Here is a 21,486-nt window from a genome sequence, read left to right as displayed (position 1 = left end):
CTCTTCATGCTGCCCGCCATCCCTTTTCCGATCCGCAAGGAATGCCCGCCGGGCGCCTGCGAGTGCCGCCGCGAGCTGCTGCTGGAAGACCCGCAGGCGGACCTGCGGGTGCTGCGCCTGACGCGCGAGGAAGAAAAGAAGCTGGTCGAGCGCATAGAGCGCATCGCCAGCTATGCGGAGCTGCAGCAGATCATTGCCCGGATGCAGGCGCAGCTCGGCGTGGTGCTGCGCATCGCGCCGGGAACGCGCGAGGTGCGCACCGTGCGCGGCCTGCAGATCGAGCTCGCGAACCAGCCCGGGCTATGCCGCAAGGTCCGCCAGTCGGTGCCGGCGGCGGTGCGGCGCTGCCTGGATGCGAATCCGGACATCGTGTACGCGATCCTGGATGCGCATGATCTCTTGGGTCGCGCTGACTAACTCCCTCTCCTTGAAGCGGAGGGGACATGACGGAGTTGCTTTGGAGGGGACTAATCACGGCAACTCCGCCGCCCTCGCGCGCAGCGATTCCAGCGTCTTCGGCAAGCTTTCCTTGCTCAGGATGTCGACGATCCAGCGAAAGCCGAACGGCACGTAGCCCGGATCGGCATACACGAAATAATCCACCACGGTGCGCGCGGGATTCGCGGGATGCGGCACGAGATGCCAGTAGCCGGACGTGTCCGCGATGGTGTCGTCGGCCTTGAGGTCTTCCCAGGGCACCTGCTTCCATGACAGGTGGCAGGTTTGCGGCGTGTTCCTCGGTTCGAGCCGCAGGCGGTACTTCTTGATCTTGCCGAGGGGCAGCTTGAGCGTCATGTTGACGATGGCGAAATCGTCCGCGGCCTGGATCACGCTCGCATTGTCGGTGTTGGGCATGAACGCGGGGTACTCGGGATAGTCCAGCAGGATGCCGCACAGCTTCTGCACCGGCGCATTGATCACGGTTCGGGCGGCGAAGGTGCGGCCCGGGCTCGATGGCTTGCTGAAATCGGTGATGGCGATGTCGCTGTCGCTGCCGGTGGACTGGGGTTCTGGCTGGGCGCGGGCCGCCACACTATGCAGCAGGAAAGGAAGGCACAGGACGGCGAATGTGATCAGGGCAGGCTGTCGCATGGATGTTTTCCGCATGGAGATTTCTCGTCTTGCGTCATGCGGGCAGCATGAGGCGGGCCAGGGGATAGGCAATGCTGGCGCCGAGCAGGACTCCGGCCAGCACGTCGCTGGGATAATGGTGGGCGGCCGCGATGCGGCACCAGGAAAGCACGGCGAGCGCGCATGCCGCCGCCGGCCAGCAGGCGGGCGCGGACACCACGATGGGCGTGAGCACGGCGGTCAGCGTCATGCAATGCCCGCTGGGGAAGGAATAACGGTCGAGCACGCGGGAAATGGGCGCCAGGCCGGTGTTGCGTTCGAACGGCCGCAGGCGGCGCACCCGGCGTTTCAGGCGGCCATACAGGAGGTGGGCGATGGCCGTGGCAAGCAGCGCCGTTCCCAGCACCCACCATGCATGCGCCAGCGAGGAAACCATCAGCGCAATGGCAATCGGCAGGTAGATCCAGCCGTTCCCGAGCAGGTTGACGCCCGCGGTCAGCTGGCGTACGACGCCGCCGTCCGCGGCCGCCCGCCAACGCTCCACGGTACGCATCTCGCGCGCGTCCAGCCGGCGCATGGCGTCGCGCCAGCGGCTCCGCTCGCCGGACGCAGGCGCAAGCGGCAGGTCAGGCAGGCCGTCCGGCTGCTCGCCGCTGGCGGCGCCGGGGCTGATGGTGTTCTGAGAGACGGTGATCGGCGGCATGGTGCGCTCCTGGTAACGGGTCGGACGGGCGAACGATGGCGGGCCGTCAGCGCGCCAGGCGCTCGGTCATGTCCGGCGACCGCAGCTGGGTTCCCGTGGGCCTGCCGACATGCTGGAGCTGTTTCGGCGAGAGACCGAACCAGCGCTTGCAGGCGCGGCAAAAGGCGCTGGGATCGGAAAACCCGAGCTGGAAACTCAGCCGCTTGAGAGACAGCTGCCCGCTGCCGAGGTGGCGCTGGGCAAGCGCGCGCCGGGTATCGTCCACCAGGCGGGTGAAGTTGGTGCCTTCCTCGAACAGGCGCCGCTGCAAGGTCCGTTCGCTGGTCATGAGGCGCCGCGCCACGTCCTCGCGCAAGGGTTCGCCATCGGGCAGCATGTCTTCCAGCAGGCGCTGCACGCGCGCGCTGAAGGTGGCGCTGTGATGCTGCGACTTTTCTATCCGCGCCAGCATGCGCACCGTCCAGTCGCGCTGCGACTGCGCCAGGTCCGCAAGCATGCGCAGCGCCCAGTCGGCCGCCGAGGGATTCGCAGACGGAATGGGCAGGTCCAGGGAGGCTTCGTCGATCTCCATGCTGTTGCTGGCAGCATTGAACTGCACCTCGCAGCCGAATGCCTGCGCGTAGGCGGAGGGCTCGGCCGGCGGCGGAAACGCGTAGGTGACCAGCGTCGGCCAGACGTCGTCCCGGCCGGCGGCGGACTGCAGCGTGCGAAGCACCAGGCACCACACGAAGTCGTAGTGCTGCTGCGGCACCTTCCTCTGTCCGCCGGGCAGCTGCAGCGTCACGCGCACCCGAGAGGGCAGGTGTTCGATGGTGCTGTTGACGCTGGGCGAGACGAGCGGCGTGTAACGCACCAGGTTCTCTATCGCGGTGCGCACGTCGGGCGAAGCGCGCATGATGTGGCCCATCAGGCCGGAGCGGTCGAGCGGCTGGGGGAGCGCGATCCGCAGGCCGATCTGCGCGTCTCCGGTCAGCTGCGTCGCGAGCTCCCACATGTGGCTTAGCTTGTCCGACAGGGTGAAGGCATCATCGTCCAGGCATTCGCTTTCGCGCAGGCCGGTCCGGGCAAAGAGGCCGTCGACATCGAGACCGCTGATGGCCAGCCTCGACTTGATGCCGCGTACGAGATCAATTGCTGACGAATAGGTCATGTTGTCCTCACGTTCAAAATGGTGTTGCGGGCAGGCGCGGATTCGCCGTCAAGCCGCCAGAGTTCAGGGCATTACCGCCGTGCGCAGCCGCACGCCGATGCGCTGGGTCAGGTCCTTCAGCTTGGGATCGATGGCTTCCCGCGTGTCGGCGGCGACCTTTTCGCCGAGCGACTTGCGCATCTCCGGCACCAGCGCCTCGAACTTGGTCTTTACCGGCGATTCGAGGATGGCGATGATCTGACGCAGCTCATCCTCGGAGAAGCGCTCGGCCAGCAGCGGCGACAGCGTCGCGGGCCCGAGCTTCTCGGTGCTCTTGGTGACAATGGGCGTGGTCTCCTGGAGAAAGCGCTTCGCGTCCTCGGCAATGTCGCGCATGGCGGCATCGCGGCGGTCGGCGGGTGCGCGTCCCTGCAGGACCGCCCTCGCCTGCTGCACCGCTTCGGCGACCGGCTCCTGCAGCATGGCCTGCCCGACGGCATCCATGCGCCAGAGTTCCATGACGCGGTTGACGAGGTCCTGCTTGGATTGCGGGGCGTCCGCCAGCGCGGCGCCGGCAACGGTCAGTGCAATGGCAGCAATCACGGGTCTGAGCATGACTTTCTCCTTGTTAGTCGAAGTGCTTGGTGTAGCTCATGCCGAGGTAGCGGACGCGGATCCCGCCCGAAACGTCCAGCCCGGCATAAGGGTTGTAGATGATGTTGAGAAGGTTGTCGCAATTGATGTTGCAGCTGCCGCGCGCGGGCACGCTGAAGTCGCCCTTCATGTAGCTGGCGCCGACGTTAAGTTCGGTGTCGCGGCTGATCTTGTAGTTGAAGCCGACGCTGTAGACCTTGGCGTCCGGCAGCGGCGCGACCAGATCGATCTTGTCGCCGGGGACGGAACTCTTGCGCGGCTCGTAACCCATGCGCAGCGTCAGCTTGTTGCTGACCTGCGCCTGCATGCCGAATCCCCAGTGCAGCACGCTGCGGTAGCCGCGCGGGATCTTGAGCTGCGTGGAATCGGGGATGCCGAACATGCGCGCCATTTCAAGAAGCTTCACGCTCTGGTCGAACTTGAAGGTCAGCGCATCCCAGCTTCCCCAGTCGGTGTAGTTGGCATCGACATTGAATTGCAGCCGCTTGGTCGGCTTGATCTTGACGCCGACCTGCCAGTGCGAGGGGAAGGGAATGGTGGCCGTCATGTTGCCCGCCTGGTAGGCGGGAATGCCCTGCGGCAGGCCGAGCGTGCCGGCGATCATGGGACCTTGCAGGCTGCTGTAGAGGCCTTCGATGAAACGCCGCACCATCGGATCGGTATTGATCTCGAAGCGCCCGCTGTAGGTGGTCTTGGAGCCGCTCTGGTAGGTCACGCCGAGCCCGAAGCTTTCATTGGGTTCCCAGAGCACGCCGAGGTTGATGGTGGGGTCCACCGGCGCGGTCATGTCGATGTTGAGGTTGGCGACCTTCTTGAAGGGATCGAGCCTGCCTTCCTTGCCGCCGCCGCACAGGCCCGGGCCCAGCGTGTCGAGCACGTTGCCGCCGTCGTCCGGACACCAGCCCTTCTGCACCTGCCCTGTGATGCCGATCAGGGTATTGGGCAGGCGCATGTCGGTGTTGAACACGAACGAGGCATGCGCGATCGGCACCGACATGCCGACCGACAGCGTGTCCGAGACCTTGTAGCCGATCGCCGGCGAGAGGTACACCAGGCGCTGCAGGTGCACCAGCCTGCCGTCGAAGCGGGCGGGATCGTTCGGATCCTTGGCATGGTCGGTGCTCATGGCCTGCGTCAGGTAGGACATGGTGCCGAAGGTGAAGGGCGAGCCAGGCTGGTTGAAGGAGATGCCCAGTCCGGGAACGACGGCCAGCGGCAGGCGGAAATGCGGCATGCCGATGCCAGGGATGTAAATTCCCTGCCGGGTCGGCCCGGTATGCGTGCCGTTGAGCGGATCGTCCTTCCAGCCGCCGATGTCGAAGTCGGCGGGCTGGTGGAAGTTGGCGCTGGTGCGGATCGAGGCGCCGAAGTTGGTCAGCGTGACCTGCTCGCCCTTGAGCCTAGCCAGGCCGGCGGGGTTGAAATGAATCGATTCCACGCCGGGCGGATCGGCGGTCACCGCATTGCCGAGCGACATGGCGGTGGCGCTGGTGGCGAGGTTTTCCGTCAGCGCGGCATGCGCGGACGGTGCGGCGGCCCCGGCCACGGCAACAACGAAGTCAATGGCGACGGCAACAGCGGGCCATCCGCGCCCGCGTGGGCGCGTTGTCGATCGGTGGGTCATGGCGTTGGTCGCTTAGAAGTTCAAGGGCATGCTGATGCCGAGCGTGAAATTGGGCACGTCGTCGGTCAGGCCGATGCCGGCGGTGATGTTGATGGTGGTCTTGGGCGAGATGCGGTAACCCAGGCCGAAATTCAGCACGCCCGCGGTCTGCACCCGCGTCCTGGAAGTGCTGCCGTCGGCGAAGTACAGCTTGGAGCCGGCGGAGATCGTTTCCTGGAGCGAGAACGAGGTCGAGATGTTGTACGACAGGGCATAGGCGAATCCGAAACCGAAGCCGAGGCTGGCGCCCGGATCGACGCGGGTCAGGGTGCGGCCATTGCGAATTTGCGACAGGTGCCTGGCGGGCAGACTGTAGCCGAGGTTGATGGAGCCGAAGAGCGCGACCGGGTCGACGATGTGATTGAAATTCACGCCGCCGTTCAAGGTCGTGACGCCCGATCCGGTGGCAAGGCCACGGTTCGCATCCACCTTGAAGGGACTGCGCCCGGTTGGCAGGCGCATGCCGCCGCTCAGGTTGAACGAGGGCCTGCCGCGCTGGGTTTCGATGGGCTGCCAGCGCGCGCTCAGGCCGATGTCGCCGAGCGAATGCGAGAGGCCGTCGAAATTGTCGTTCTGCGAATAGCGGCTGATGACGGGAATGCTGACGCTGCCGGTGAGGTTGTCCTGCAGGCCGTAGTCCACCGACAAGGTATTGACGATGGTGTGCGAGCTGTCGTTCTCGATGTTGAACAGCGTGAGCTGACCGGAGGAGATGTCGGCATTGATCTTTTCCTGGCCGATGTAGCTGTAGCTCAGGTCGTAGGTGGCCGCCACCTTGCCGCGGCGGATCATCGAGTACTGTTTGTCGACCGCGGTGAGCGTCTGCTTGAGCAGCGTGGTCTGGTCGGTGTCGCCGGCCTGCTGCTTCAAGGCGTCGCGCGCGGCGGCGGTGCTGCTGCTGCCCTCTCCCGTCGCCGATGGATTGGCTTGTTGTGCGAATGCCGGCGCAAGCAGAACGAGCGCGGCCAGTCCAAGCAATGGACGAACGATCATGACATCTCCCTTGTCGATGTTGAAATGGGGCGGCGCTGGCAGGACGGGCCCGCCCGGCGCCTAAGTAAGAGGAAACTGAATCCGGCCGGCCGTGTTATTGCCGGTGCAGGTACGTCCCGGTAACGCCGGAGTTCATGGCGCGTTCCAGCATGTAGGCCGTACCCATGGGCTGGAAGTTGGCCCGGTCCTTGACCCGGTCCATGTCGAACACGCCCAGTTCCTGGTCGGTCAGGGCGAGGTGCGCCAGCGCGGGCTGGTCTTTGCGTGGATACAGGAGGAACAGCGTGTTGCGGTCCCAGAGCGAAGTGAACTCCCTCAGCGAAAAGACGATGTTGCCGGCAGAGGGATCGGCGATGTAGACGAGGTCGTCGCGGATGCCGCGCAACACCACGAAGTGCTTGAAGCCGGCATAGTCGATCGGCACGATGGCGGGATGCTTGAGCGAGAGGAGGTCCTTGACCTCCGCGCGGAAGCCGCCGCTTTCGACGTTGACCGAAGCGAGATAGCGCTTCATGTCGAGCAGCGAGAAGCCGCGGCGCTCGATGATCTTTTCCTTTTCGCCGCGTTCCAGCATGCCTTCCATCGCCTGCTGCTCGGTGACCGGCAGGCCGATGTAGTGGTTGAGGATCGTGACCAGCGCCGCTGAACCGCAGCTGTAGTCGAATGCCTGGCGCACGATGTTCTTGTACTTCAGTTCGGAGAAGGGCTCCATCGTCACCGCCTGCGTGCCGTAGCCCGCGCCGGTCAGCGTCTGCGGGATCTGGAACTGGCCCTTGGGCTGGTCGGCGGGCTCATGTATCGAGACCGCGGCCGAGCCGGATATGGCGGCGGCCACGACGCCAAGTAGAATCATGACCATAGGATCTTCCCCTTCATGTTTCGTCTCCATTCATCGTCGTTGCGCGTTGCGTCTCGCCGTTTCCGGCACCCTGCGCCGCGCTATTGATGTTCTTTTATTTTTAACTGCTGCGTACGTTTAATGTAATGGTCAAATTGCCATTGGGGACTCATCCGATCGGAGGATGAGCGCTTGCGACGAATCAAAGAGAAATGAATTGATTGCCAAGCGGTTGCATGACGAGGGGAATTTCCATTCCGTGTGGAATGAAAACAGGATGTTTAGGTGCCTGTCGGAAAGCTTATCGACCAATAAAAACTAATTTGGCAAAGGGCGTGGCCACAGGAAGATCATCCGGATGTGTCCGACAGATTGCTTGTGACTTGCAAGCTATAGGCAAGGATCGCACGCGCGGCATTGCCGCCTTCCAACATGGCGCGGCGACTGGCACGATCCGGTAGACGAGCAGAGATTTGGGAAGAATTACCAACAGGCAGCTTCAAGCCAAAAGCGGACAAGTCCAGCCTAGCATTAATCCGATAAAGTAGCTCGATGATTTCGTGCCACGCAAAGCTAAAAAACTCAAAATTGATATTTGCAAAACAAGACTTGTGTTACTTTACGGAAATGGCTGCTCGATACTTAGGCACCATATTCCAATAATTCCTATGGGGGGTAAGGTACATGAATAAGATTCTTTTTGTCATCGCTTCGCTGTTTGTGATTGGTTCTATTCAATCAGCATCGGCTGCTGGTGACTACAACGACGTTCCTCCGAACGACCCGCAATTCAAGCAGTGCCTCGCTTACTCGAAGAAGAACTATGAGGGCGGAGATGAAAAAAGTCCGATCCCCGGCCAATCCAAGGCAGTGGCATTCTGCGAATGCATGTGGAATGAGACGCCGGATGACTTCAAGGGCAATCTAGCGAAGTTTTCTGAATCCGCCGCAGGCAAGAAAACCAACAAGACTTGCGAAAAGTATTCGAACTGGGGCGAATAAGTAAAAGCCGCACTAAGTAAAAGCCGCGCAGATGCGCGGCTTTTTATTTTTGCTCTCGCCTGTTTTTGCAGAAAATCCTGCTAGGCCTGCCTGGTGTCCAGATGACTTGCACTCTCAAACCACTGAAACTCCATCGCTGATGGAAGGACATGCCAAACTTGGGCGTTCTATCTCCGACTTTCCGTATCCTCCCTCAGTCCAGTCTCCGGATTTTCGCACACCGAAGTGCGTCATCAGATCACGTCTCTTATTGGAATCGCGCCTGACGGGGACCGTCGACTGGCATGCCGATTGCATTAGCCGCTCGTGCAAAGCGGTCAACGATCGAACAATAAGGAGGGAGACAAAATGCAATTCAAAATTCTTGCGGCTGTGCTTGGCGCTGCCGGTGTGGTATTCACTTCGACCGCGCTGGCAGAACTTGCCTCTGGCGAAGACAAAATTATCATCGGCCAAACCGCCGGATTTACCGGACAGGTGCAAGGCCCCGTTACGGAAATGACCAATGGCGCGCGGGCATATTTCGCGATGGTCAACCAGCAGGGGGGAGTCCACGGCCGCAGAATCGAATTGCGTTCGCTCGACGACAGGTTCGATCCTAAGGCGGCTGCCTTGAACACCGAAATTCTGATCACGCGGGACAAAGTGCTTGCAATGTTTCTGACGCGAGGAACGCCGCAGACAAATGCAGTGCTTCCGTTAATCGAACAACACCAGGTACCGCTGATCGCACCAAGCACAGGCGCAGCGACGCTGGCCGATACGTTTAATCAGTTTGTCTTCAACGTGCGCGCCAAGTATCAGAAGGAAGTCGAAATGGGCGTGGAACAATTTGCGACCGTGGGCTTAAGCCGCATCAGCCTGTTGCATGTCGATGATGCCTTCGGCTCGGACGCTTTGGAAGGCTATGTTCGCGAAATGAAGCGACGCAAGCTGGACGTCTTGCAGTCGGTTCGCTTCAACCGCGAAGCGCCAAACATCGAAGAGACGATTGCAGCGCTGCGATCGCGCCCTCCGCAAGCGGTCATCATCGCTGCGGCCGCGCCAACGGCGGCGGCGTTCATCAAGCAGTTTCGTCTGCGCGGCATGGCGATGCAAGTGATGGTGCTGTCGAATAATTCCTCGCAAGCGTTTCTAGATCTCGTCGGGGCTGATGGCGCAGGTGTGATCGTCTCCCAGGTCACGCCGCCCCCTTCGCTCCTTGTAAGCAAACTGGGGAAAGAGTTCTCGATCGCGTCCAAGGCACATAATCTGACGCAATCGTATGCGGCGATGGAAGGCTTCGTCGCAGCCAAAGTGCTGGTCGAAGGGCTGCGGCGTGCCGGGAGCAATCCGACGCGCAAGTCCCTCATTCGTGGGCTGGAATCGATGCGCAATGTTGATATGGGCGGCATGACAGTCGACTACGGTGAGGCGCGGCATTTCGGTAGCAACTATGTCGAGCTCACAATCCTGAACAAAGAAAGAAAATTCATTCACTGACTCATTACTCGATGTCGCAAACGAGCAACTGCAGAGAAATTAATTAAATCAAATGAATTATGATGAACAAGAGGATTATGTTTTCTGCACGTTGCGGAAGCAAGTCCTTGTTCTTATAAGACCTAAAGGAGGAGAGATGAAGGTACTGCAAAAGTTGATACTCACCGCTGCAATTCTTGGTTTATCAACCATCGCCAACGCGGCTGACCGGGCGACGCCGGACCAGGCGGTGGAACTGGTTCACAAGGTAATTGAGTACATGAAGGCGAACGGCAAGGAAAAGACTATCGCTGAAGTCAATAATGTGAACGGCCAGTTCAGAAAAGGAGACCTCTATGTCACGATTAATGACATGCATGCAAATACGCTGGCACATGGGGCAAACGCGAAGATGCAAGGAAAAAACCTCTATGACCTTCGAGATCCGGACGGCAAATACTTTATGCGCGAGCGGCTTGACATGGTGAAGAAACAGAAAAGCGGCTGGCAGGATTACAAATTCGTCAACCCGAGCGATGGGAAGATGGAGAAAAAGGCAATGTACTTTGAGCGCGCCGGCGACTTAATTGTCAATTGTGGCGTGTACAAGGATTGACGATTGCGACTAATGAATGTGGCGGGAGTTTCCCGGTGCATTCATTTTTCAATGAAACCTTATTTGACGCCCTGCGGCACGCAGCGTCAACGCACCTTGACCGAGAACACTTCCAGCCACTCCGCGAAGTTGATGATGCGCCAAGGCGCGAAATTGAAGGGCCGTTTCCCGCTGACCACGTCCTCGAGCAGGCGCATGCCATCCGCGCTGAAGATGCCGGCGCTGGCCTGGATGGCTTGGCGCATTTTCCGGCGGAAAGTATCGGGGGCTTTCTTGCGGATCCAGATTTCCTCCGGCGTTTCGAAGCCCATCTTGTCGGGGCGGTCGCGGACGGCGTCCGGCAGGAAACCACTCATGCCTGAGCGCAACACCCGCTTGGTCACGCCGTCCGACAGCTTGAATTCATCCGGCAGACCGAGCGAAAATTCCACCAGCCGGTGGTCGAGGAAGGGAACGCGCGACTCGATCGAATGCGCCATCGAGTTGCGGTCTTCCCAGTGCAGCAAGCGCTGCAGGTTGTTATGGGTGAGCTGGGCGCGCGACAGCGAACCGACGCTGCGCATGTCATGGCCGAATCGCCGTCCCGGGTCGGAGGTCTCGGCTTCCAGCACGCGAAAGTCCAGCCAGGACGGCTTGATGGAATCGCGGCCGGTGATGGCGCGCAGCGGTTGCCGCAGCACGTCGGGAAGCAGGACGTTCGCCATCTGCATCGATGCTTCCAGCTCGGAGTAGCCATGGGCGGACTTGGTCTGCCTGACTTCCTTCCACAATTCGCGCAGCTTGCCTGCGCGCAACAGGGAAGCGAAGCGCGCGCCGAAGAACGCGTGGTAGCCGGCCAGCATTTCGTCGGCGCCCTGCCCGTCCAGCATGACCTTGACATGGTGTCGGGCCGCGAGCTGGAACACCATCCACTGCGCATAGACGCTGGTTGAACCGAAGGGTTCGTCCTGCTGCCACGTCAGCAGGGGCAGCTCGAAGAACAGCTTGTCGAACATCGGAAACACGAGATGGGACTGCACGCCGGTATGCCTTACCACTTCGGCGATCCATTTCCGCTCGTCATAGCGGCCTTCCTCGGCGCAGGCGGAGAAGCTTTGCTGCATGGCTCCCGCCGGCTCTTCCGCCAGCAGCCGGTTCATGACGCAGACGATGGAAGACGAGTCCAGTCCGCCCGACAGGCAGGAACCGACGGGCACGTCGGCCCGCAGGTGCAGCCGCACCGCATCGATGAAATGCTCGCGGAAGGCCACGGCGGCATCCGCGCGGCTGCCGCTGAAAGGCCGGCCCTCGAGCTTGTACCAGCCGACGGTGGGCAACCGTTCCTGCGCCCTGGCCAGACCGGCCTTGTTCAGGCGCATGTAATGCCCGGCTTCCAGTTGCTTCACCTTGGCGAACATGGTGGCTTCCGCCTGGTCGTTGAGTCCCCAGGCGAGATAATCGTAGGCCGCCTGGTGGTCGAGCGAAGCGCTCCAGCCGGGAAAGGCGGTGAATGCCTTGATTTCCGATGCGAAGCAGAAGGTGCCGCAAGGCGAGACCCAGTAGTACAAGGGCTTGATGCCGAAGCGGTCCCGGGCGAGGAACAGTTCCTGGTCGACGACGTCGTAGATGGCGAACGCCCACATGCCGTCGAAGCGGGAAAGGCATTGCGGCCCCCATTCCGCATAGGCCGCCAGGATGACTTCCGTGTCGGAGTGGGAGAAGAAGCGGTGTCCGCAGGCTTCAAGCTCGCGGCGCAGCTCGATGTGGTTGTAGATCTCGCCGTTGTGCACGATCCAATAGCGCTGGTCCGGCGTGCACATGGGCTGGTGTCCCATCGCGCTCAGGTCGACGATGGCCAGCCGCCGATGGCCGAGCGCCAGGGAAACCGGGATGCCGGTGCAATCGTCCAGGCGATGCCTTGGCGCATAGGGCAGGCCGGCATCGCCGATCGCCTGGGGCAAGGTATCGGCGCCTGAGCAGACCAGCAGCGGCTTGTCGCGGCTGCCGAAGAGAACATAACCTTCGTCGTCGGGTCCGCGGTGCCTGAGCAGGCTGGTCATCGCCTGCACGGACGCTGGCGACATGGGATCGCGGGAAAAGATGCCGGCTATGCCGCACATGTCCCCACCACCCTTTTCCCCGGACTCGCGCCGGGATTCCTGCCGCGTTTTTTCATAGGGAAGCAACCACCGCATCCACGATGCGTGACACCGTGTCGTCATACATGTAGGGTCCCATCGGCAGGCTCAGCACGCGCCGGGAAAGCCGGGAAGACACCGGAAAATCTTCCGGCAGGTAACCGTCGGCATAGGCTGGCTGGAGCGGGATGGGCGTCGGATAATGCACCGCGGTGGGTATCTGCAGGTTCGCCAGGGCCAGCGCGACCTTGTCGCGCTGCTCGACCATGATGGTGTACTGCGCATGCACGCTGGAGCGGTCCGGCCGCACCGCCACCGTTTCGATGTGACCCTTGAACAAGGCGCCGTATCTCGCGCCTATCCGCACGCGCTGCTCGACCTCCCATTCGAAATGCTCCAGCTTGGCCAGCACGATGGCGCACTGCAGGGTATCCATGCGGCCGCCGACGCCGACGCGGGTATGCACGTAGCGCCTCGACTGCCCGTGCACCCGGATTTCGCGCATCGCGGCAGCGAGCGCGTCGTCGCTGGTGAAGATGGCGCCGCCATCGCCGTAGCAGCCGAGCGGCTTGCTGGGGAAGAAGCTGGTGCAGCCGACGTGCGACAGGTTGCAGCTGCGCCGCCCCTTGTAGGACGCGCCGAAGCTTTGCGCGGCATCCTCGATCACCACCAGGCCATGGCGCTCGGCGATCGCGTTGATTTCGTCCATGTCCGACGGCTGGCCATAGAGCGAGACCGGGATGATGGCGCGCGTCTTCGACGTCACCTTGGCTTCGATGCGGGAAACGTCGATGTTGCAAGTATCGATTTCCACGTCGGCATAGACCGGCTTGGCGCCCAGCAGGACGATGACCTCGGCGGTCGCGATGAAGGAAAACGGCGTGGTGATCACCTCGTCGCCCGCCCGGATGCCGGCGGCCATCAGGGAGATCAGCAGCGCCTCGGTGCCCGACGCGACCGTGATGCAGTGGCGGGCGCCGGTGTACGCCGCCAACCGTCCCTCCAGCTCCTCCACCTCGGGACCGAGTATGTATGCGCCGTGGTCCAGTACCGCGTGGATCCGGCGGTCGATCTCTGCCTTCATCAGGCGGTACTGCATCTTCAGGTCGGTGAACTCGATCTTGCCCCGGCTTTCCGACGAAGCGGAACGGTCGCCGAAAGTGCCCTGCAAGCTGCAGTCAATCTGCTGGACGTAGAACACAGGATTTTCCTTTCAGGACATAAACGTCGCCGGTATGCGGGCACACCACCTTGCCCTCCCCTTGCAACGGCAGTTCGAGCTGCTCCCCGTAGCGGCTCATCCAGCCCACCTGGCGCGCCGGCACGCCGACCATCAGCGCGAAGTCGGGCACGTCATGGTTGACCACCGCGCCCGCGCCCACGAATGCGTACTCGCCGATCGTGATGCCGCAGACCACGGTGGCATTCGCGCCCAGCGTGGCGCCGCGCCGAACCAGGGTCTTGCGGTATTCGCCCTTGCGCAGGACCGCCGAGCGCGGGTTGTAGACGTTGGTGAATACCATGCTCGGACCGCAGAAGACGTCATCCTCGAGGGTCACGGCGTCGTACACCGAGACATTGTTCTGGATCTTCACGTTGCTGCCGATGACCACGTCGTTGCCGACGAAGACGTTCTGTCCCAGCGAACAGCCCGCCCCGACGCGCGCCCCGCCGCACACGTGGCTGAAGTGCCAGACGCGGGTGCCTTCGCCGAGCACCGCGCCGTCATCGACGATCGCGCTGGCATGCACCGCTGCCGCCATGTCCCTGTTCATGTCAGTACTCCAGCGGCAGCGCCACGCGGCGGCCGTCGCGGGCAGAGAGATAGGTCGCGATGAGGACCTCGAGGGTCTTGAGTCCTTCCCGGCCGTCCGTTTCAGGGAAGGCTTCTCCTTGCAGCACCTTGATCACGTTGTCGTAATACTGGGCGTGCCCGAAGCCATAGACCGAGGAAGTCGGATAGCTAGCGGCCATCACCTTCTCGTCGTCCTCGCTGGGCTCGGCGAATTCCCAGTGCTGGACTTCGTTCAGGGCCACGCCGCCGATGCGTACCGTGCCGTTCTCGCCCAGGACCGTGATGCTGCCTTCGAGGTTCTTCGGATAGGTCAGCATCGTCACGTTCACCGACCCGAGCGCGCCATTGCGCCAGCGCAGGCACATCACGCCGGTGTCCTCGACCTCGATGTTGCGTTCGAGCGTCGCGGTGTAGGCGTGCAGGCTTTCCACGGGGCCGATCAGCCATTCGATGAGATCGACGTAGTGGCTCGCCTGGTTCATGAAGGCGCCGCCGTCGTATTCCCAGGTGCCGCGCCAGTCGGCGCTGTCGTAGTACTCCTGGGGCCGGGTCCAGAAGACGTTGAGGTTCACCATGTGGATGCGCCCGAAGCGATGCTCCTCCACCGCCTTCTTCAGCAGCTTGAGGGTGGCATTGCGTCGGTTCTGCTTGACCACGAACAATTGCACGCCGGCGTCGTCGCAGGCCGCGACCATGCGCTTGCCGTCTTCCCAGCGGGTCGCCATGGGTTTCTCGGTGACGACATGCTTCCCGGCCTGCGCCACCCTGATCGCTTGGCTGGAATGGAGTCCGGAGGGCGTGGTCAGGATGACCGCGTCGGCGTCGCAGTCCGCCAGCAGATGTTCCATGCTCCGGTACGGCCGGGCCCGCGTGATCTCCGCCGCCATCTCGAGCGCCCGGCCGTCGATGTCGCATACGCCGACCAGTTCGCACTCGCCGGCATGCTGCTTGAGCGCGCTGAAGTGGTTGGCGGAGATGCGCCCGCATCCCACCAGCGCGAAACGGATCGGCCGGGAAATCGGCTTGATGGCGGCGGTATGGGAAAAATGTTTCATGCTATGCCTGCCTCATGACTTGATGACGTTGGGATGGGGAGTCAGGTAGACGCCGCGGGTATCGACGATGATGCTGGCGTGCTTCTGCACGAAGTCATAGTCGACGTCGCTGTGGTTGGTCGCCAGCAGGACCAGGTCCGTCGCCTCCAGGACTTCGCGCGTGAGCGGCGTGCTTTCCATCTCGAAGTGGTGATCCCGCATCTTGGGGAACACCGGGACGTGCGGGTCGGAATAGGACAGGATGGCGCCGCGGTCGCGCATTAGTTCCATCAGCCGCACCGACGGCGACTCGCGCATGTCGTCGACATCCTTCTTGTAGGTGATGCCCAGCACCAGGATGCGACTGTGCTTGATGGACCGTCCGCGGTCGTTGAGCGCGCTCGCGACCTTGTTGACCACCCAGTAAGGCATGTCGTTGTTGATTTCCCCCGCCAGCTCGATGAAGCGGGTATGCAGGCCGTACTGGCGCGCCTTCCACGTGAGGTAGAACGGATCGATCGGAATGCAATGCCCGCCCAGGCCGGGGCCGGGATAATACGGCGTGAATCCGAAGGGCTTGGTCGCGGCCGCGTTGATGACTTCATGGATGTCGATGCCCATGCGGTCGGCGATGATCTTCATCTCGTTGACCAGTCCGATGTTCACCGCGCGGTAGATGTTTTCCAGGAGCTTGGTCAGCTCGGCCGCGCGCGTCGACGTCACCGGCACGACGCGGTCGATCGCCGCGCCGTAGAGGGCGATGCCGGCCCGCTGGCAGTGCGGCGTGACGCCGCCGACGACCTTCGGGATGGAGCGCGTCTTGAACTTGGGATTGCCCGGGTCTTCGCGCTCCGGCGAGAACACCAGGAACACGTCGCTGCCGACCTCCAGGCCCTGCGCGCGGATGCGCGGCAGCAGTTCCTCCTCGGTCGTGCCGGGATAGGTCGTGCTTTCCAGCGACACCAACTGGCCCGGACGCAGGTGCGGCGCGAGCGCATCGACGGTATTGAGGATGAAGCTCAGGTCCGGCTCGCGGTAGGCGTTCAGCGGCGTCGGCACGCAGATGATCAGCGCATCGGCCTCGCTGGCCCGGCGGAAGTCGGTGGTCGCCTCGGAGCCGCGACCAATTATCTCGCCCACCGAAAGCGCGGAGATATGTTCGATGTAGGTTTCCCCGCGATTGATCTTGTCGACCTTCCCGTCGTCGATGTCGAAGCCGATGACATGGAAGCCGGCGTAGGCATACCGCAGCATCAGCGGCAGGCCGACGTAGCCCAGGCCGACGATGCCGATGACGGCGGTGCGGTTTTCCAGTTTGTCGAGCAGCGCCGCCAGGGCGCGCGGCTCCGACTGCACCGCTTCAATGACGATGGGTGCCGATTCGATGGGATCTAGGGTTTGCATGAGCCATCCGTGTCGTTGGTTGATGATCGGAAGCCGGGCTTCCATGGTTTTCTCTTGCCTTGCCGACGCGTCTTGCGCGTCTCGTCTCCTTCATCCCGCCGGCCGGTTCGACGCTCAGGCGTTGGCCAGCTTCCTTCTCCGTTCCGGTCCGAGGCGCGGCAGCGGCACGACGTTCTCCGGTTCTGCCCGCGCGGCCGGTTGATACTCTTCCACCAGCCGCTTCACCAGGAAGCGGATCATGGTCATGTCATTGTTGGCGCAAGCCACGTGCAGGTAGGCGAGCTGCTGCGCCAGCAGCGGCGGCTCGACCACGTATTCGCTGGTCGTCATGATGCGGGGGTGGCGGCTGGGAATGGCGTCCTTGCCTGCAAACAATTCCTCGTACAGCTTTTCCCCGGGACGCAGGCCGACGAAGCGGATCTCGATGTCGCCTTCCGGGTTGGAAGCATTCTTTTCCTTCAAGCCGCACATGGCGATCATGGTGCGTGCGAGGTCGCAGATCTTGACCTGGTCGCCCATGTCCATCACGAACACGTCGCCGCCGGTTGCCATGGCGCCGGCCTGCATGACCAGCTGGGCTGCCTCGGGGATCGACATGAAATAGCGGACGACTTCGGGATGGGTGATGGTGATCGGCCCGCCGCGCTCGATCTGGCTCTTGAACAGCGGCACGACCGATCCCGACGATCCCAGCACGTTGCCGAAGCGGACCATGCAGTAGCGCGTGCTGCCGCCATGGGTCATGTTCGCGGCCTGGAAGATCAGCTCGGCGATGCGCTTGCTCGCGCCCATGATGCTGGTCGGCCGCACCGCCTTGTCGGTGGAGATCAGCACGCAGGTCTTGACCTTGTATTTGCCCGCGGTGTTCGCCACCACCTCCGCGCTGACGATGTTGTTGCGGATGCCTTCGGCGATGTTGTCTTCCACCAGCGGCACGTGCTTGTAGGCCGCCGCGTGGTAGACGGTGTCGATGGAAAAGTCGCGCATGATGCGTTCGACCAGCCCGGCGTCGCAGGCGCTGCCGAGGTGGGCCCGCACCGGTATCCCGCCGGCGGCGGCAAGCAATTCCTGGTGGATGTTGTAGAGGGCGAACTCGCAGTGGTCGAGCACGTGCAGCTCGGCCGGCGACTGCGTCATGATCTGCCGGCACAGTTCGCTGCCGATCGAGCCGCCGCCGCCGGTCACCAGCACGCGTTGCGCCCGGACGCAGCGGGAAAACAGCTCCTGGTGCGGGCGGATCGGTTCCCTGCCGAGCAGGTCGTCGATCTTCAGCTCCCGGATCGAGCGTGTAGAAATCTGCTCGTCGGCCAGTTCCAGCAGGTTGCACAGGATCTTCACCTTGACCCCGGCCGTGTTCGCGGTGTGCATGACCTGGCGCCTTTCCGACACGGTGGCGGACGGGATGGCGATGATGATCATCGACAGATGCAGCATGCCCGTCACGTCGGCGATGCGGCTGGAATGGAACACCTTCAGGCCGGCGACATTGCGCTGGTCCAGTCCCGGATGGTCGTCGAAGAAGCAGAGCGCGCGGTACTTGTCGCTGCCGCGCATGGCCAGGGCGAGCTTCGATCCGGCCTCGCCGGCGCCGTAGATGCCCACCGCGCAGGATGGCAGCCCGTGTGCTCCGCCGCTGCCGATGCGCAATACCACGCGCGCGCTCAGGCGGGAAGCGACCACGTAGGAAAAGGCGATGAACCAGTAGATCACGAGGGCGCTCAGGGGCAATTCGGTGAAGTCGAACAGCACCAGCAGGGCATAGGTGGATGCGATGACGGCGGCCAGTCCGGCGCCGGTCGCCAGCAGGAGGCGGTAATCGATGTAGCGGATCACGGCGGAATACAGCCCGGTGCTCAGGAATGCCGGCACGGTGATGACCGCGATCACCAGGTAGGGGTAGATGCCGTAGCGCAGGGTGGCTTCCACGCTGCCGAGCCTGAGGATCATGGCGACGGCGAGGCACAGGGGCAGCGACACGAGGTCGATGGCGATCGTCACCGCGATCTTGGTGGAACGACGCATGCCCTGGACGGCGCGCGCAAAGCGGATGATGGCGGGGAAGCGTTCAGCGAGCATGCTGTTGTCCGGGAATGCGTGGATGGTTCGTTGCGGTTCGGGTTGTCTAACTTTATGCGGGAAGGCCGGGAAGATTAAGTATGAAAATTCAATGCTTGCCGGGCCTGCGGCCGATGGTCCATTTGTTTTACTGAACGGTTGCCGGCGCCCGGGCTTCACGGCCGCCGGGTTCTATTGGCTAATGCGCCTTCTGCGCCACCGCCGGCATCGTGCGGCCCATCGCCATCCAGCGCGGCCGCACGAACAGGTATCGCAATGGCGTCGGTCGCACCGCCAGGTAAAGCAGCACCGCGCCCGCCACGCACAGCAGGGTGACCGCAAGCGTGGTCGTGCCCGTTCCCGCCACGGCCGACACCCGCGCGACGAAAGGACGCATCAGGGCGAGCGGTACCACGAATCCGAGGTAGACCACGATGGAATGCTTGCCGAGACGGCTCAGCCAGCGCATCCACTCGAGGTCCGCCAGCAGCGAGGCGGCGAGCAATACCGCGAAGGCGCCGGCGAATCCGGTCAGCAGGGAGATGCCGGGCAGCAGCGCGAGATCGAAGCGCACGAGCAGCGCATTGGTGATGAACCAGGTCCAGAGCAGGCCGAGGGCGGCGCGCTTGTGGAGGCGGGCCCAGTCCGCGAACTCGAATACCAGGTCCGCGAGGCGGTATCCGGCATAGAAGAAGATGAAGTAATGCGCGAACTTGTCCAGCAGGACGGCGCCGGTGTCGAGGTCGAGCATCTGGAGCGCGGCGCCGATCGCGACCGCCAGCTGGGGCGGCCAGCGCCGGATGAGGCGCACGGCGATGAAGAACAGCGACAGGATGTAGATGAACCAGAGCGGTCCTGTTGGCGGCTGGATGAACAGGAAGAGGTAGTCGGGAATCAGGCTCGCGGCATGCGGACCGAAGACCGCGGTTCCGTGCATGAAGAAGAACTTGATGGTGACCCAGATCGCGTAGAAATAGGCAAAATGCAGCACCTTGGTGTCAAGGTAGGACTTCCACGGACGGTCCAGCACCCGGGCGGCGAACAGGCCCGAAAGCAGGAAGAAGTCGGGCATGCGGAACGGCTTCGCGAAATCGACCACGTGCTGCATCCAGCCGATGTCCTGGGTGATTTCCTGGACGTGGTGGGCGGCGTACAACATCACGACGGCAACGATGCAGATGCCCTTGGCATGGTCGACCCAGTCGATCCGCCTTTCGGCGGGCTTGCCATGTGGTTGTTGCCGAGCGCCAGTCACCATGATCTACCCGCTTGTTGGTAACAGAGCTTTCAGGATAGGCAGCATCGCCGCAAAAAATTAGTATGAAAGTTGCATCCAAGGTGGGGCTTAGGCGCGCTTTCCATCCAGTTTATCGATGACGGCCGGTGCCGCGCGGACGGCGGGAAAATGAAAAAGGGCCGGCATCCTGCGATGCCGGCCCCCGGGTGGCCGTCCTGGCCGATGCATGGCGTGCAAGAGAAACGCACGCCATGCACGCCTTGGCGGACGTCCTTACTGGATGCCCACGCCTACCAGTGACGGGAGGAACATGAACATCGAGATCGCCTTGTTGTCGGCGCCCGATGCGCTGCTCAGGCGCGGATACATCGTCGTCATGAAGCTGGATCCGGCGCTGGTCGAGTTGCTCATCAGGTCATAGATGGTCGCGCCAAGCTGGCCGATGACCGGATAATGCTTCGCCCAGGTGACGTAGCCGCCGGTGGGGAAGGAGTCCGCCATCGAGTAAGGCTTCATGCCTTCGTCGCAGTAGCTGATCGACGAGCTGTAGTAGGCGCCGAACCAGCCGTTCGCGCCGCTCCAGTAGTTATTGAAGCCCGGTTGCGCGGTATCGCCGTTCCACACGTTGTTGAGCAGCGCTGCCGCGAATGCCTTGGGCAGCGTGGTGGGCGGCAATTGCGAATCGGTCAGGGCATAGCTGGAAAGCATCGCGGCGCGGTTGCGCTCCAGGCCATCCATCGCCTGCACGAGCCGGCGGGCATGGCTGAAGTCCCAGCCGGTATCGTTACGCTTGGTGAACGAACTCGTCGACACATTGGTGTAGGTCGACGGCGAGCACACCACCGGCTTGGTGCTGCCGGAATACGAGGCATAGGTATTGGCCAGCATGTTGCCCCAGAAGCCACGATCCACGTCGGCCATCGCTGCGCCGGGCACCTTGGCGGTGGTGGACGCGGTGATCAGCGACGTACGCTTGTTGAAGATCGCCAGCAAGGCGTTCATGTGCGACTGCAGGCGGGTGTCGTTGCTCTTGTCGACCGCGATGCCCTGGCTTGCCTGCCACTTGCGCAGACCGGCCATTTCCGCATAGATCGTCAGGTGCCAGAGGTCAATGTCCGAGAACAGCAGGAAGGAATCGTTCCATGCCGGGCTGGAGGTGGTGGCGCTCATCATGGTCTGCAGGCGTTCGATCTGGTAATCGTTGGCCCAGCGCACCAGGTGCTCGTTGGTGATGGCGATGGTGTTGTTGATGAAGGCCTTGTCGCTGCTGCTCAGCGCCGCCCCGGAATTGGCCAGCGCGTTGGCGACGAAGGTGGCGGCCCCGAGGAACTGGAAGCTCACCAGCTTCACCTCGGTGTTGGCGAGGCCGCTGTCATAGCAGACCGTGCCGGCGCCGCCGGTACAGACCCAGGCGCGTCCGTAGCCGCCGTTCGGCGCGGCCTGGAGCTTGGAATAGGTGCTGTTGATCAGTGCCGCGGCTTCCTGCAGCCGGTTGGTGCGGCCGCATCGCTGCGCCATGTTCCACATGTTTTCCGATTCGATCTGGAAATCGTACAGGCCGTAGACGTCGCCCTGCTGGGTCACGCGGTTGATGTCGCCCTGGATCCAGTTGTGCATGAAGGTGCTGCCGTCCCACGAGGCCCAGACCTGGGATTCGACGCTGTCTCCGCAGGAGAAGCGGGAAGACACGGGGGCAGGTGCAGGAGCCGGCGCG

The 21,486-nt window shown here is 62.6% G+C and carries 19 protein-coding genes; 4 read left to right on the top strand and 15 right to left on the bottom strand.

The window, feature by feature from the left end; all coding sequences use genetic code 11:
* Positions 1–6: 6 nt before the first annotated feature.
* The gene (locus G3574_RS23505) at positions 7–417 is read left to right on the top strand and encodes a hypothetical protein (RefSeq protein ID WP_163967977.1); all 411 of its coding nucleotides are present in this window, start codon (positions 7–9) and stop codon (positions 415–417) included.
* Between the two features lie 54 nt (positions 418–471).
* On the opposite strand, the gene G3574_RS23500 is transcribed toward G3574_RS23505, so the two are convergent.
* The 7 genes from G3574_RS23500 to G3574_RS23470 form a co-directional block, all read right to left on the bottom strand.
* Positions 472–1,092 (bottom strand): SRPBCC family protein, encoded by a 621-nt coding sequence (locus G3574_RS23500; RefSeq protein ID WP_163967976.1) that lies wholly within the window; start codon positions 1,090–1,092, stop codon positions 472–474.
* 34 nt (positions 1,093–1,126) lie between these two features.
* Positions 1,127–1,774, bottom strand: a complete 648-nt coding sequence (locus G3574_RS23495) for a phosphatase PAP2 family protein (protein ID WP_163967975.1) — start codon at positions 1,772–1,774, stop codon at positions 1,127–1,129.
* 46 nt (positions 1,775–1,820) lie between these two features.
* Positions 1,821–2,924, bottom strand: coding sequence for an AraC family transcriptional regulator (locus tag G3574_RS23490; protein WP_163967974.1), 1,104 nt, complete (start codon positions 2,922–2,924; stop codon positions 1,821–1,823).
* A 63-nt stretch (positions 2,925–2,987) separates the two neighbouring features.
* Entirely contained in the window at positions 2,988–3,518 is a 531-nt protein-coding gene (locus G3574_RS23485) for a DUF2059 domain-containing protein (RefSeq protein WP_163967973.1), read from the bottom strand.
* A 13-nt stretch (positions 3,519–3,531) separates the two neighbouring features.
* Entirely contained in the window at positions 3,532–5,181 is a 1,650-nt protein-coding gene (locus G3574_RS23480; RefSeq protein ID WP_163967972.1) for an OmpP1/FadL family transporter, read from the bottom strand.
* A gap of 12 nt (positions 5,182–5,193) precedes the next feature.
* On the bottom strand, positions 5,194–6,213 hold the full coding sequence (locus tag G3574_RS23475) for a transporter (RefSeq protein WP_163967971.1): 1,020 nt from the start codon (positions 6,211–6,213) through the stop codon (positions 5,194–5,196).
* Positions 6,214–6,307: 94 nt separating this feature from the next.
* The gene (locus G3574_RS23470; RefSeq protein WP_163967970.1) at positions 6,308–7,072 is read right to left on the bottom strand and encodes a C39 family peptidase; all 765 of its coding nucleotides are present in this window, start codon (positions 7,070–7,072) and stop codon (positions 6,308–6,310) included.
* A gap of 663 nt (positions 7,073–7,735) precedes the next feature.
* On the opposite strand from G3574_RS23470, the gene G3574_RS23465 reads away from it, so the two are divergent.
* The 3 genes from G3574_RS23465 (at position 7,736) to G3574_RS23455 (ending at position 10,130) form a co-directional block, all read left to right on the top strand.
* Entirely contained in the window at positions 7,736–8,053 is a 318-nt protein-coding gene (locus tag G3574_RS23465; RefSeq protein ID WP_163967969.1) for a hypothetical protein, read from the top strand.
* Positions 8,054–8,401: 348 nt separating this feature from the next.
* Complete coding sequence (locus tag G3574_RS23460; RefSeq protein WP_163967968.1) at positions 8,402–9,535, top strand: ABC transporter substrate-binding protein; 1,134 nt, start codon at positions 8,402–8,404, stop codon at positions 9,533–9,535.
* A 136-nt stretch (positions 9,536–9,671) separates the two neighbouring features.
* Positions 9,672–10,130 carry a cache domain-containing protein gene (locus G3574_RS23455; protein WP_163967967.1) on the top strand — a complete coding sequence of 153 codons (459 nt, stop codon included), beginning with the start codon at positions 9,672–9,674 and terminating at the stop codon, positions 10,128–10,130.
* Positions 10,131–10,216: 86 nt separating this feature from the next.
* Here the strand turns inward: G3574_RS23455 and asnB are convergent, their stop codons facing one another.
* The 8 genes from asnB to G3574_RS23415 form a co-directional block, all read right to left on the bottom strand.
* Positions 10,217–12,229 carry an asparagine synthase (glutamine-hydrolyzing) gene (gene asnB / locus G3574_RS23450; protein WP_163967966.1) on the bottom strand — a complete coding sequence of 671 codons (2,013 nt, stop codon included), beginning with the start codon at positions 12,227–12,229 and terminating at the stop codon, positions 10,217–10,219.
* A gap of 52 nt (positions 12,230–12,281) precedes the next feature.
* Positions 12,282–13,367, bottom strand: a complete 1,086-nt coding sequence (locus tag G3574_RS23445; protein WP_163968157.1) for a DegT/DnrJ/EryC1/StrS family aminotransferase — start codon at positions 13,365–13,367, stop codon at positions 12,282–12,284.
* Between the two features lie 58 nt (positions 13,368–13,425).
* Entirely contained in the window at positions 13,426–14,010 is a 585-nt protein-coding gene (locus G3574_RS23440; RefSeq protein ID WP_163968156.1) for an acyltransferase, read from the bottom strand.
* Positions 14,011–14,023: 13 nt separating this feature from the next.
* Positions 14,024–15,097, bottom strand: coding sequence for a Gfo/Idh/MocA family protein (locus G3574_RS23435; RefSeq protein WP_163967965.1), 1,074 nt, complete (start codon positions 15,095–15,097; stop codon positions 14,024–14,026).
* 12 nt (positions 15,098–15,109) lie between these two features.
* Positions 15,110–16,480: a nucleotide sugar dehydrogenase gene (locus G3574_RS23430; protein ID WP_163967964.1), complete on the bottom strand. Its 1,371-nt coding sequence runs from the start codon at positions 16,478–16,480 to the stop codon at positions 15,110–15,112.
* Positions 16,481–16,594: 114 nt separating this feature from the next.
* Positions 16,595–18,556, bottom strand: a complete 1,962-nt coding sequence (locus G3574_RS23425) for a polysaccharide biosynthesis protein (protein ID WP_235953586.1) — start codon at positions 18,554–18,556, stop codon at positions 16,595–16,597.
* Positions 18,557–18,734: 178 nt separating this feature from the next.
* Positions 18,735–19,793 (bottom strand): acyltransferase family protein, encoded by a 1,059-nt coding sequence (locus tag G3574_RS23420; protein WP_163967963.1) that lies wholly within the window; start codon positions 19,791–19,793, stop codon positions 18,735–18,737.
* 252 nt (positions 19,794–20,045) lie between these two features.
* The gene (locus G3574_RS23415) at positions 20,046–21,461 is read right to left on the bottom strand and encodes a hypothetical protein (protein WP_163967827.1); all 1,416 of its coding nucleotides are present in this window, start codon (positions 21,459–21,461) and stop codon (positions 20,046–20,048) included.
* Between the last annotated feature and the right edge of the window lie 25 nt (positions 21,462–21,486).

The sequence above is a fragment of the Noviherbaspirillum galbum genome, from assembly GCF_010974945.1.
Classification (GTDB): domain Bacteria; phylum Pseudomonadota; class Gammaproteobacteria; order Burkholderiales; family Burkholderiaceae_D; genus Noviherbaspirillum; species Noviherbaspirillum galbum.
This window is presented reverse-complemented; position numbering and strand designations above follow the sequence as displayed.